Raw genomic sequence first — 13,031 nt, forward strand, 5'->3', positions numbered from 1 at the left:
CGCTTTTTCTATTCAAATTAATAATTAGAAACCAAATTATCCTAAAATGAAAAACCGCCCGGGAAATCAACTCCGGGCGGTTTCTGGTTTGTGATGATTATTAATTTAGGGGTAATTCACCACAAACTGCATCAACACTAACTAAATCCTTAATTCCAGCCGCCACCTAGCGCCTGGTACATATGCACATACGCATTCATTTGATCCATCTTTGTTTCTATAAGATCAAAGTTTGATTCTAAAGCATCACGCTGGGTCATTAAAACTTCCATATAATCTGCACGCGCAGAACTAAATAACTTGTTAGAAATATCAATAGAACGGTTTAACGCAGCTACTTCCTGAGCTTTTAAATCATAACTTTTTGCAAGATTGGCCACTTTAGAAAGTTGGTTAGCCACCTCGATATATGCATTAAGTACGGTACGCTCATAATCATACACCGCCTGTACCTGTTTAGCATTTGCGGTCATATACGCCGCCTTAATCTCATTTCTGTTGATTAAAGGCGCAGTTAATTCTCCTGCTATAGTATATAAAAGGGACTCAGGACTGTTTAATAAATACTTAGGATTAAAGGCCTCATAGCCTATTCCGGCACGAATTCCTAACGAGGGGTAAAAACGTGCCTTAGCAACTTTTACATCTAATTTAGCTGCAGCAAGAGCCAGTTCTGCCTGTTTAACATCGGTGCGGTTTTCTAATAACTGAGCAGGAATTCCGGCTTTTATAGCTTCAGGAACGAGATCAATCAACTTGGTGGTGCTGCGTTCTACTTTTTGCGGAAAGCGACCTGTAAGAAAGTTAATTCGATTTTCGGTTTCTACAATACGCTGCTGAATATCAAACTGCAAACTTTTTGTGTGCAATACTTCAGCCTCAAATCGCGAAACAGCAAGACCAGTTACTCGTGCAGCTTCCTTTTGAAGTTTAATAATCTCAAAAGCATTGTTACGTATCTCAATATTTCGGTTTACTATTTCTAACTGATTGTCTAAAGCCAGTAACTCATAATAGGATTCTGCTAGCTCACCCACGAGTTGCGTAACCATAAAATTTCGACCTTCAACACTAGACAGATAATTAAATACCGCTGCTTTCTTAGAATTACGAAGCTTTCCCCAGATATCTAATTCCCAGCTCGCCTGAAGTCCGAATCTGTAGTTTGGCAACGGCTCGGGAAATTCAACTCCTTCTCTAATTTCAGTATTTGCATCATTAGCTCCCTGACTGGTATATCTTCCTACTTTTTCGGTTTCACTAGAAGCACCAAAGCCTACAAAAGGCAGGTACTCCCCTTTTTTAGCTTTGATTTCGGCCTTAGAGATAGAAATCTCCTGAAGCATAATGTTTAATTCCTGATTGTTTTGCAATGCAGTATCAATCAAGCTACTTAAATAGGGATCTGTAAAATAATCTTTCCAGTTAACACGAGCAGTCTGTGCGGTATCTGCAGTTGCAGCAAATGTTTTAGGAAGTTTAAGTTCTACATCCCGTTCTACCAGACCGGGTGCTTTACAGGCTGAGAACGAGAGTAGTAGAACCACTACTCCCGTATATAATATTTTGGTTTTATTTATCATGGCTCTCATCATCTTTTAGTTTTGAAAAACGGTCTATTTCGTGCACAAATCCTTCAGATAAAGAATGGTCCTCCTCATCTTTAATCAACTTTCTTCCGTCTGCAAGGGTTGCAAAAATGTAATACAGTCCAGGGATTATGACTACCCCAAATAGGGTTCCGAATAACATTCCACCTAAAGAAGAAGCACCTATGGTACGGTTACCAATAGCACCTGCACCGGTAGCGATAATTAATGGAATAAGACCTGCAACAAATGCAAATGAAGTCATTAAAATAGGTCTAAAACGTACTCGGGCTCCTTCAATTGCAGCTTCATAAATGGTGGCTCCCTCACTTCGCTTTAAGACCGCAAACTCTACGATAAGAACGGCATTTTTACCCAGGAGTCCTACCAGCATTATGAGTCCTATTTGTGCATAAATATCATTTTGAAGCCCCATTAATTGAAGCATTACAAACGATCCTAAAAGTCCTATAGGTATAGAAAAAATTATAGCAAGCGGAATTATAAAACTCTCATACTGCGCCGCAAGTACGAAGTATACGAAGGCGAGAACGATTCCAAAAATATACAGGGCTTCATTACCTCTGCCTGCCTCGTCATAGGACAATCCTTCCCAGGCAATATCATAGCCTTTAGGTAAGGTTGTTGCTGCAACTTCGCGCACGGCTGCAATTGCATCTGCTGTAGTATAACCTTTTGCAGGCTGACCTTGTATAGCCGCAGAATTGTACATGTTGTAACGCGTTACCTCATTAGGTCCCTGCGTTTTCTTAAGCTTCATAAAAGCTGAATACGGCACCATCTCACCGGTATCATTCTTCACATACAAATTCAAAATATCTGAAGGTAATTTTCTATACTGAGGGTCTGATTGTACATACACTTTAAAGAAACGGCCAAACTTGATGAACCCCTGCTCATAGGTACTACCTATCATAATGTTTAAGTTTTCCATAGCCTTACCTATAGAAACCCCTTTTTGCATCGCCAGATCATTATTGATCTCAAGTTCATACTGTGGGTAATTTGCAGCAAAAAAGGTAAACAAACCGGCTAGCTCTTTACGCTTGCCCAACTCATCCATAAAATTTTGATTTATTTTATCAAAATCCTGATAATCTGTGTCTGTCGTTTTATCTAGTAAACGCATAGAAAAACCTCCTGAAGATCCAAAACCGGGAATAGCCGGTGGCTCAAAATACTCAATGACCGCCCCCAGATTTTTAGACTTTTCTTCCAGCTCTTCCATAATTTCGGTAACGGTATGCTTTCTATCTCCCCAGGATTTTAAGTTAATCAAACAAGTACCTGCGTTAGAACCCCTACCTTCGGTCATAATTTCATAACCCGCTAAAGACGAAACCGACTCTACGCCTTCTACTTCTTCACAAATCTTCTGAAGCTCGAGTGATACTTTGTTTGTACGCTCTAATGTTGCTCCTGGCGGAGTTTGAATTATCGCGTAGATTGTTCCTTGATCTTCACTAGGTATAAACCCAGAAGGTAAAATTTGATTTTCAAAAAATATCAATGCACAAACGGCGATAAGAATTCCAAACGTAAGTATACGTCTGCTAACAATAGTTTTAAGCAAGCGTACATACCTACCGGTAAGCCTGTCAAACCAATTATTAAAACCATCTAGTGCTTTTGTAAGAATGTTACCTTTTTTCTCTTTTCCGTGATTATTTTTTAAGAGCATCGCACAGAGAACCGGGGTAAGCGTAAGGGCTACAATTGCAGAAATCACAATAGAACTTGCCATTGTAATTGAAAATTGTCTGTAGAAAGTTCCTACCGGTCCAGACATAAATGTAATAGGCAGGAATACCGAAACCATAACAGCGGTAATCGCTATGATCGCTCCCGAAATTTCACCAAGAACCAGTTTAACAGCTTTGTATGGCGTGATATCTGGAAACTCGTGAAACTTGGCATGTACAGCCTCAACCACTACAATAGCATCATCTACCACAATACCAATTGCAAGAACTAATGCAAATAAAGTAACCAGGTTAATTGACATCCCAAACAGCTGAATTACGAAAAATGCACCTACTAAAGAAACCGGAACGGCTATAATAGGGATCAACGTAGAACGCCAGTCACCTAAGAAAATAAATACCACAAAAGCGACTAATAAAAATGCATCTCTAAGCGTATCAATAACTTGCTCTATGGAAGCATCTAAGAAATTAGAAACGTCATAACTAATTTTATAATCCATTCCCGGAGGGAAATCAGCCTTCATCTCTTCAAGCTTTTCCTTTACCCCATCAATTACATCACTTGCGTTACTCCCGTAGTTTTGTTTTAATACAATTGCGGCAGAAGGATGCCCGTCAAGATTGGAATAAATATCAAAGAATTCACTACCTAATTCTACTTTACCAATGTCCTTTAAATGAATACTTTCCCCATCTGCATTGGCCCTGATAATTACATTCTCATATTCTTCGGGCTCATTAAATCTACCTTTATAGGTTAAGACATATTCTAAAGATTGTGCGGTAATACCAGAACTCTGTCCCAATCTACCGGGTCTTCCTATAATGCTTTGTTCCTGCAAAGACTCCATCACTTCTTCTACAGAGACATTATAAGCACGCATACGCTCAGGGTTTAGCCACACACGCATAGCATATCTGCGACTCCCTAGTATTTGAGAACGTGCAACACCTTTAAGACGGTTGATCTCGGGTATCATCTTTACATCGGCATAATTGTATAGAAATTTCTCATCCATACTTTTATCCTTTGAATAGAGGTTTACGTACATCAACATACTGGGTTGAACTGGTGTAATCACGACACCTTCCCGTTGTACCAACTCCGGTAAGAGCGGCATAACCTGGTCTACCCGGGTTTTAACGCGCACTACGGCATCATTAGGATCAACTCCCGGTTCAAATATGATACGTAGTGTTGCTTCACCGGCACTGGTTGCATCAGTGGCCATATAACGCATATCTTCTACACCGTTAATAGCATTTTCAAGTGTAATTAAGGTTGATTTCACCAATACATCTGCACTGGCACCGGGATACGCGATAAAGATGTTTACGGTAGTAGGTGCTATCTGAGGAAACTGCGATATAGGCAGCTGCTTGATAGCAAGCGAACCTATAAACAAGATAATAATCGAAATTACTATCGCAAAAACGGGTCTTTTTATAAATTGACTAAACATGTTTTTTCTGTTTTATGATTTGATTACTCTGCATACAAATCAAGATTAGAAATTACAGACTTAGCATCTTTAACCTCGTACTCTATTTTATCATTTTCACGTACCAGACGTAAACCTTCTAATAAAATCTTATCATTTTCAGATAAACCTTTTGAAACCACATAAAGATGTGGCATCTCATTTAAAATGGTAATCTCACGAGATTTTACGCGATTGTCTTTGTCAATTACATAAACATATTTTTTGTCAAGAACTTCAAAAGTGGCTTTCTGCGGAATTAATAATGCTCCTGTAATAGGTATAGTAACATGAATATTACCAGTCTCTCCATGTCGTAATAATCCTTCTGGATTAGGGAAGGTTGCTCTAAAAGGAATGTTACCGGTCTCGTTATTAAAATCTGCTTCAATAGTTTCTACAACACCGGGGTGTTGAAAGTATTTATTGTTAGCCATAAGTAAGTTTACCTGTGGCTTGTCTGCAGTCTTTAGATTTGTCTGATAATCGAGATATTCTGCTTCGGGCACATTATAATACACCCACATAGTGGCATTATCAGATAAATTTGTGAGCAACTCACCTTCATCTACAAGGCTTCCCAAGCGCACGTGAAAACGGTCTACAATACCGTCAAAAGGAGCTCGTATTTGAGTGAAACCCAGATGTACGTTAGCGAGTGACAATTCTGCGTTAGCCTTATCCATTTTAGCCTTTGTCATTGCCAGTTCGTTTTTAGAAACAACATCACTGTCTGCGAGTAACTTAGTATTCTCGTATTCTATTTTGGCAACTTCAGCTTCAGCTTTTGATTTTTGAACTTCCGCTTCATAGATTCTGGGTAGAATTTGAAACAGCAGCTGTCCTTCCTTTACAAATTGTCCTTCATCTACGTATATTTTCTGAAGGTAGCCGCGTTCCTGGGCGCGTAATTCTATGTGGCGACTTGATTGAATTTGTGACACGTAGTCTTTTGTGAGAATCGTGTCTTTACGAATGGGGTTTGTAACTAAGAATTTTACTTCTTCTTCTTTTTCGTGGTGTTCTGACTTACAGCTTACATGGAACAATAGTGCCCCAAAGCCTAACATCATGAGCATTCTTTTCATGGTGATTTTCTTTACAAATAGTTAGATTAATGTGGGTGTTTTCCTGAACAGGAAAGACACAGATATTCTGCTTAGTTTTTGAACTAAATGCGTTAAGATCAATAAACAGAATAAGCGATTAGCCTATTGAGATACAGGCTGAAAGAAGTTAAATCAAAGTCTGAATACCTGAAAAAGAAGGTATGACTTAACAGAAGCACGAACAGGAGTGATCGTTTCTGAATCTAAATAATTGTATTTGTAGGTATAAAAATGCTTGATTACAGTAGCCGGAAGGCCAAAGAAAGGAATACTGGCAATGTGCTTTTCTTTTGAGAATGTATTACTCTCTTCAATCTCAAATTCTGCAACCGTAATTTCAGGTGCGGTACCCGGCCAGTTAAAATCAATGTGGTGCTGATCCTGAGATTTCAGTATAAAATCTTCAAATGAGGATTGAAAATCAGCTGTGTTTATATCTGCTTGAAAAGCAGCAACACCAGATAGATTTACAAAACCCGTAAAAAGTATAATAAAAAATGAAAGCAGAAACTTCATATATCTTTTTCGGAAAAGCTGAGCAAATGTAAAATAAGACCCTCGTAACCACAAAATTTGAAGCTATAATTTTCGTAGAAAATAGGTCATTGCGCAATATTTAGAAAAACAGAGATTTAACCTGTTTTCTAATAGCAATACCTCATTTTTTGAGACGTTTAATTAAAAATTTAGCATAAGAATTATTTTTCCTGCCGCTCTCATTTCTGAGAAATTTAGAAAAATTGAAAAATTAATGCTTCTTAAACAGCGTTCTGTTTAAAATGTCTTCTTTATTAAACTCGGTTGAATCAAAAAAAGAGAAATTCTTTTAACTAATATCTAAAGCGGTAGAAACTTTGCGCATTTTCTCCTTAATCTCAGCAAATCCCGGATTATGAATACTTCCCAAATGGGTATGTTTTCTACCTTCATCTGGTTTATAGGTTCCGGCCTGCACCTCTCCTCCTACTGTTTTATACGCCTCACGAAAAGATTTACCTTCTACAACAAGATTATTAATACTGTCTACTGTAAATATGTATTTGTATTTATCTTCAGTAAGATCTATGTCTTTCACTACGATTTGAGCAATGCTGTACTCAAAAATTTCAAGAATATCTTTAATATTTTCAATCGCATTGATGGTATTTTCCTTTAGCAATTGATAATCTCTGTGGTAACCACTAGGCAGGTTATTGGTAATTAAAATCATTTCGGTACTCAAGGCCTGAATTTTATTACACTTACCACGTATCAATTCAAAAACATCAGGATTTTTTTTGTGGGGCATAATACTGCTGCCCGTTGTTAATTGTTCCGGGAAGCTTATAAATCCAAAATTTTGACTCATATACAAGCAGATATCCATCGCAAAGCGAGAGAGCGTGTTTGCAAGACTTCCTAAAGTAGAAGCTAGCGTACGTTCACTTTTACCTCGAGACATTTGTGCGGCAACTACATTAAATTTTAAGGTGGCAAAACCCATCTCTTTGGTCGTAAGATTTCGGTCTATAGGAAACGAACTTCCATAACCTGCTGCAGATCCTAACGGATTCTGATCTACAATTTGCAGTGTTGCATTGAGTAAAGTAAGATCGTCTATTAATAACTCTGCATACGCAGAAAACCACAACCCAAAACTACTGGGCATAGCTACCTGCAAATGTGTATACCCGGGAAGTAACTTGTGTTGATGCTTTTCGGCAAGTTTCATCAAGGTATCAAAAAGCGCAACAGTGCGCACCCGTATTTGCTGTAACTGATCTTTGTAATACAGATGTAATGCTACCAGAACCTGATCATTTCGGGAACGTGCAGTGTGTACTTTTTTACCGGTTTCGCCTAAAATAAGAGTTAATTCTGCTTCTATCTTACTATGAATATCTTCATATTCTGGCTCAATAAAAAAATCTGGATTCTGTGTATGAGCCTCAAGAATTTCTAATTGCGGTAACAAATTTTCTAATTCGTGAGCAGTAATAATCCCTACTTTTTGAAGCATAATCACGTGAGCACGTGTTGCCTGTACATCATATTTTGCAATATGCGTATCTATCTCACGATCATTACCTACCGTAAATTTGATGATTTTGTCATCTATGTTTGCGCCTTTATCCCAAAGTTTCATTGTCCTCCCCTGACCCCTCCAAAGAAGGGAACCTTTATTTGTACTTATAATCGCAAAGCGATTAAATAATATATTAATTAAACGTGTTATTTTCCCCTTATCAATTTCCCCTTCGGGGATTAGGGATTTACAGTATACTTTTAAGCAAATCTATGTAAATCTGAATACCTTCTTCAATTTCCTGTACATAAATAAACTCATTAGCGCTATGTGAACGTGTGCTGTCTCCCGGACCTAATTTTAGAGACGGACACGTCAAAACTGCCTGATCACTTAATGTAGGAGAACCATATGTACTTCTACCCAACGCGATACCAGCTTTTACCAGATCGTGATCTTTAGGAATAGAAGATGAGTTTAAACGCAAACTACGCGCTACAATAGAATCACAAGGAGCTCTATCTTTTAGTAACTGAGCAATTTCCTGATTGCTATATTGATCATTTACACGTACATCTACAACAAGATCAACATCTGCAGGCACCGCATTGTGCTGTTTCCCGCCATTAATCTGTGTAACGGTCATTTTAACTTCTCCTAAAGCTTCAGAAACTTTTTCAAACTTAAAATCGTGAAACCACTGCAATACCGGAATACAATTGTAAATGGCATTATTATCATTAGGGTGTGCAGCGTGAGATGGTTTTCCTAATACTTTAGCATCAAAAACAACCAAACCCTTTTCTGCAATTGCTAAATTCATCAAGGTAGGCTCCCCCACTATAGCCACATCAATATGCGGTATTACCTCAAGCATACTGTTTAAACCGTTAGGACCGCTGCTTTCTTCCTCACCACTCGCTACGATAACCAGGTTGTATTTGGGGTTCTCGTGAGCATAGAAATAGGTAAAGGTTGCTATTAAAGAAACCAAACAACCGCCCGCATCATTACTTCCTAAACCATATAATTTACCATCTTCAATATCTGGCGAGTACGGGTCGCGTGTATAGCCATTATTAGGTTGAACCGTGTCGTGATGACTATTTAACAGTAATGTGGTTTTACCTTCTTCAAAGTTTTTATTAGTTGCCCAAATATTATTTGCCTGACGGCGAAAGGGTATCTCATGTGCCTTAAACCAATTTTCAATAAAAGCCGCGGTACCTTCTTCTTCTGAAGAAAAAGATTGCGTAGAAATCAAATTCTTCAATAATTCTAGCGCCTCTTGCGTAAGTTTTTCTATGTTCATTACAGTCTTAAGGTTGTAAAATTAGTAGTGGTATTTTGAAGCATTTGCGGTTTTCCCAATTGAACTTTGCTTACTCCGTTTTTTAGAGCGTAAAAACAATTTTCTAACTTCGGAAGCATCCCATCTGCGATAACCTGATCTTTTAGTAATTCTGAATATTTAGAAGTATCTATTTCCTTTACTACTGAAGTCTCATCATTTATATCTAACAACACTCCGGCTTTCTCAAAGCAATAATTGAGCGTTACCTCATATTCTTTTGAAAGACCAATTGCGAGTTCGCACGCAATCGTATCTGCATTGGTATTAAGTAACTGTCCTTTACCATCGTGCGTAATTGCACAAAACACTGGAGTTATATCTAGACTCAATAATTTATCTATCAATTCTGAATTTACGCCTACAACATCACCCACGAAGCCAAAATCAACGTCTTTAACCGGGCGCTTTATAGAACGTATGCTATTACCGTCTGCTCCTGAAAACCCAATCGCATTGCAGTTTCTGGCTTGCAAACCGGCCACAATAGATTTATTAACCTTACCTCCATAAACCATTGTAATTACTTCTACGGTTTCGGCATCTGTAATTCTCCGGCCGTTTGTCATTTTAACCGGTATTCCTAACCGTTCTGCTAATTGACTCGCAAGTTTCCCACCACCGTGAACTAAGATTTTAGGTGCTGATAAAGCTGCAAAAGCATCTAAAAAAGCTTGAAGATCTTCTCCACTTTCTATAATGTTTCCGCCTACTTTAACAATATTCAGGTTTTTCATAACTTGAGTTTAATTCAGATTTTCTAAAATCTTTTTTAAAACAACCTGAGCGGAGTATGTGCGGTTATTGGCCTGCTCAATGACCACAGAATTCTTTCCATCTAAAACACCATCTGTAACAATAACATTACGCCTCACCGGCAGGCAATGCATAAATTTAGCGTCGCCTAGTTTTTCTTCTGTAATGGTCCAACTACTGTGAGAATCTGTGGTCGCAAGAACTTTTCCGTAGTTCTCATAATTACTCCAGTTTTTCACATAGACAAAATCTGCATCTTTTAAAGCTGCATTCTGATCGTATTCTACCGTAGAATCTTTTATAACAGCATCACTTAATTCATAACCTTTAGGATGTGTTATGGTAAAATCTACATCCATTTTTTGCATCATTCCTATAAACGAGTTTGCCACTGCATGAGGCAACGCTTTAGGATGTGGAGCCCAACTTAAAACAACTTTTGGTTTCTTTTTCTGTGACAATTCGGTAATAGTAATTGCGTCTGCAAGTGCCTGTAGCGGGTGTGCCGTAGCACTTTCCATATTTATAACAGGCACAGATGCATACTTCACAAAGTTGGAAATCACATACTCTGACTCATCTTTAGCTTTATCGGTAAGAGTAGGAAAAGCACGTACCGCAATTATATCGCCATATTGCGAGATTACCTGTGCAGCTTCCTTAATATGCTCTGAGGTATCTGTATTCATAACAGTGCCATCCTCAAACTCGAGCTTCCAGGCATCACTATTAAAATTCATCACCGTGACATCCATTCCTAAATTACAGGCTGCTTTTTCGGTACTCAAGCGCGTGCGTAAGCTTGAATTAAAAAATAGCATTACCAGGCGCTTACGCTTACCCAATTGCTCATAAGAATACGGATTATTTTTAAGTTCGCGCGCTTGCGCAATAAGTTCCTGTAGATCTGTAATGTCGTCTAAACTGGTGTATTTTTTCATTAGTTGATTCCTGTCAAAATGGATTTAGCAGCCGAAATCTCTGCGTTATTTATAATTATAATTTTTCTAATTCTATTTTTAGTGCATCAAAAAACTGATCAATATGCTCATTCTGCACGGTAAGTGGCGGAAGTATACGTATCAGATTTTTATTTTTTGCGCTTCCTGTAAAAATATGCTGATCGTAAATAAGCTTTTTACGCAACGCTGCGGTGTCAAATTCAAACTCAAGACCTAGCATTAAACCGCGGCCTTTCACTCCTTTTATCTGCGGAATATCTAAGGTTTTTGCCTTAAAGTGATCAGAAACACGCAGAGCATGTTCCATAAGTTTTTCTTCTTCTAAAACATCGAGTACGGTTAAAGCTGCGACACAAGACAGATGATTGCCTCCAAAGGTGGTTCCCAGCATCCCGTATTCTGCTTTAATCGTAGGATGAATTAAAATACCTCCTACCGGGAAGCCATTACCCATACCTTTTGCCATTGAAATCACCTCTGGCTCCACATCGTATTCCTGAAATGCAAAGAATCTTCCGGTACGTCCAAAACCGGCCTGTACTTCATCTGCAATTAAGATCGTCCCGGTCTGCTTACAAAGCTTATCAACGCCTTCATAAAATTCTTTAGTGCTGATGTCTAAACCACCTACGCCCTGAATAAATTCTACAATCACGGCACAAACATCGCCCTTAGCTAATATTCCAGCTAGAGCGTCAAGATCTCCCAAAGGTAAAAATTCTACCTCCTGTTGTGCATTTATAGGAGCAACAATTTTAGGGTTATCGGTCGCTGCAACAGCCGCAGATGTTCTTCCGTGGAAACTGTTGTTAAACGCAACAATCTTTTTTCTGCCGGTTACAAATGATGCCATTTTAAGTGCATTCTCATTAGCTTCTGCACCACTGCTGCACATAAACAGCTGGTAACCGGGACAATTAGCTTGAATAGGTAAACGTTCTCCTAAAGCCTCTTGCAACGGGTTGTGCACCGCATTGCTGTAAAAGCCTATATCCCCCAGTTGTTTAGTTAAATTGTCAACATATTTAGGATGCGAGTGTCCTATAGAAATCACAGCATGACCGCCATATAAATCAAGATATTTTGTAGGTTTTGCATCATAAACCCACACATCCTGAGCCTTTATAGGCGTTACATCATATAAGGGGTAAACATCAAATAAACTCATTATTTCTGATCGGTTTTAATCACATTAATTTTATTAAAAGAAGCTACCATTCCCTGTATTAAAGACGAACTCAAACCTTTATGTTCCATCTCGTTTAGTCCTTCTATGGTACAGCCTTTTGGGGTAGTCACCCGGTCTATTTCTTCCTCAGGATGATTTCCCGATTCAATAAGCAGTTTTGAAGCTCCATTACACGTATGCATTGCAAGCTCTTGCGCTTCTTTTGCATCAAAACCTAATTGAATAGCTGCTTGCGTAGTTGCCCGTATTAAACGCATCCAGAATGCTATACCACTTGCACAAACCACTGTCGCCGCCTGCATTTGACTCTCAGGAATTACAAGACTATTTCCTAATCGATTAAAAATCGCTTCAGCAATTTTTATGCGCTTCATCCCTTTTTCATTACTGGCTAAACACGTCATAGAAGCACCTACAGCTATAGCAGTATTAGGCATTGCTCGTATGATAAATTGATCTGTACCTACAATCGCTTCAATCTGTGAAATTTGATATCCTGTAATTGTAGAAATCAATACATGCTTATCGGTAAGTTCTCCTTTAATATCGTTTAAAATAGCACTCAATTGAGCCGGCTGAACTGCAAATATGATAATATCAGATTTCTGTACAGCTTCAATATTATTTGAAGTTACATACACATTCTTATATTCTGCATATGATTCTATCCCAACCGGATTCCGGCGGGTCATGTATAACGAGGTAATGGCGTTATTTGTAATAAGACCTTTAGCTATAGCCAGCCCAAGGTTTCCGGTTCCTATAATTGCTATTTTCATAATCCTCACCCCCAACCCCTCTCCAAAAGAGAGGGGAGTTGGATTTATTTTTTTATTATTTTTTTCATTTCCGCAAAGGCGGA

10 protein-coding genes are annotated in these 13,031 nt (G+C 38.5%); all 10 read right to left on the reverse strand.

Translation table 11 applies throughout. The features are described 5' to 3' along the window. Positions 1–149: 149 nt before the first annotated feature. Entirely contained in the window at positions 150–1,595 is a 1,446-nt protein-coding gene (locus P164_RS07125) for a TolC family protein (RefSeq protein WP_410503384.1), read from the reverse strand. Next, on the reverse strand, positions 1,573–4,779 hold the full coding sequence (locus P164_RS07130; RefSeq protein WP_028375749.1) for an efflux RND transporter permease subunit: 3,207 nt from the start codon (positions 4,777–4,779) through the stop codon (positions 1,573–1,575). The genes P164_RS07125 and P164_RS07130 overlap by 23 nt, the downstream gene beginning before the upstream one ends. Positions 4,780–4,802: 23 nt before the next feature. Next, entirely contained in the window at positions 4,803–5,885 is a 1,083-nt protein-coding gene (locus P164_RS07135) for an efflux RND transporter periplasmic adaptor subunit (RefSeq protein ID WP_028375750.1), read from the reverse strand. Positions 5,886–6,038: 153 nt separating this feature from the next. After that, positions 6,039–6,422: a hypothetical protein gene (locus P164_RS07140; protein WP_028375751.1), complete on the reverse strand. Its 384-nt coding sequence runs from the start codon at positions 6,420–6,422 to the stop codon at positions 6,039–6,041. A 310-nt stretch (positions 6,423–6,732) separates the two neighbouring features. Beyond that, positions 6,733–8,031 carry an argininosuccinate lyase gene (gene argH, locus P164_RS07145; protein ID WP_028375752.1) on the reverse strand — a complete coding sequence of 433 codons (1,299 nt, stop codon included), beginning with the start codon at positions 8,029–8,031 and terminating at the stop codon, positions 6,733–6,735. 127 nt (positions 8,032–8,158) lie between these two features. Next, positions 8,159–9,223 (reverse strand): M20/M25/M40 family metallo-hydrolase, encoded by a 1,065-nt coding sequence (locus tag P164_RS07150; protein WP_028375753.1) that lies wholly within the window; start codon positions 9,221–9,223, stop codon positions 8,159–8,161. Further along, positions 9,223–9,999 carry an acetylglutamate kinase gene (gene argB / locus P164_RS07155; RefSeq protein WP_028375754.1) on the reverse strand — a complete coding sequence of 259 codons (777 nt, stop codon included), beginning with the start codon at positions 9,997–9,999 and terminating at the stop codon, positions 9,223–9,225. Before argB ends, P164_RS07150 begins: the two co-directional genes overlap by 1 nt. Positions 10,000–10,008: 9 nt before the next feature. Beyond that, entirely contained in the window at positions 10,009–10,959 is a 951-nt protein-coding gene (locus P164_RS07160) for an N-acetylornithine carbamoyltransferase (RefSeq protein ID WP_028375755.1), read from the reverse strand. 55 nt (positions 10,960–11,014) lie between these two features. After that, positions 11,015–12,148: an aspartate aminotransferase family protein gene (locus P164_RS07165; RefSeq protein ID WP_028375756.1), complete on the reverse strand. Its 1,134-nt coding sequence runs from the start codon at positions 12,146–12,148 to the stop codon at positions 11,015–11,017. Next, a complete protein-coding gene (gene proC, locus P164_RS07170; RefSeq protein ID WP_028375757.1) occupies positions 12,148–12,948 on the reverse strand; it encodes a pyrroline-5-carboxylate reductase in 801 nt (266 codons plus the stop codon). The genes P164_RS07165 and proC overlap by 1 nt, the downstream gene beginning before the upstream one ends. Positions 12,949–13,031: the final 83 nt, after the last annotated feature.

This window comes from Leeuwenhoekiella sp. MAR_2009_132 (assembly GCF_000687915.1).
GTDB lineage: Bacteria > Bacteroidota > Bacteroidia > Flavobacteriales > Flavobacteriaceae > Leeuwenhoekiella.

Coding starts and splice junctions, on each gene's coding strand:
- P164_RS07125 (WP_410503384.1), bottom strand. CDS start 1,595: ATGATGAGAGCCATGATAAATAAAACCAAAATATTATATACGGGAGTA.
- P164_RS07130 (WP_028375749.1), bottom strand. CDS start 4,779: ATGTTTAGTCAATTTATAAAAAGACCCGTTTTTGCGATAGTAATTTCG.
- P164_RS07135 (WP_028375750.1), bottom strand. CDS start 5,885: ATGAAAAGAATGCTCATGATGTTAGGCTTTGGGGCACTATTGTTCCAT.
- P164_RS07140 (WP_028375751.1), bottom strand. CDS start 6,422: ATGAAGTTTCTGCTTTCATTTTTTATTATACTTTTTACGGGTTTTGTA.
- argH (WP_028375752.1), bottom strand. CDS start 8,031: ATGAAACTTTGGGATAAAGGCGCAAACATAGATGACAAAATCATCAAA.
- P164_RS07150 (WP_028375753.1), bottom strand. CDS start 9,223: ATGAACATAGAAAAACTTACGCAAGAGGCGCTAGAATTATTGAAGAAT.
- argB (WP_028375754.1), bottom strand. CDS start 9,999: ATGAAAAACCTGAATATTGTTAAAGTAGGCGGAAACATTATAGAAAGT.
- P164_RS07160 (WP_028375755.1), bottom strand. CDS start 10,959: ATGAAAAAATACACCAGTTTAGACGACATTACAGATCTACAGGAACTT.
- P164_RS07165 (WP_028375756.1), bottom strand. CDS start 12,148: ATGAGTTTATTTGATGTTTACCCCTTATATGATGTAACGCCTATAAAG.
- proC (WP_028375757.1), bottom strand. CDS start 12,948: ATGAAAATAGCAATTATAGGAACCGGAAACCTTGGGCTGGCTATAGCT.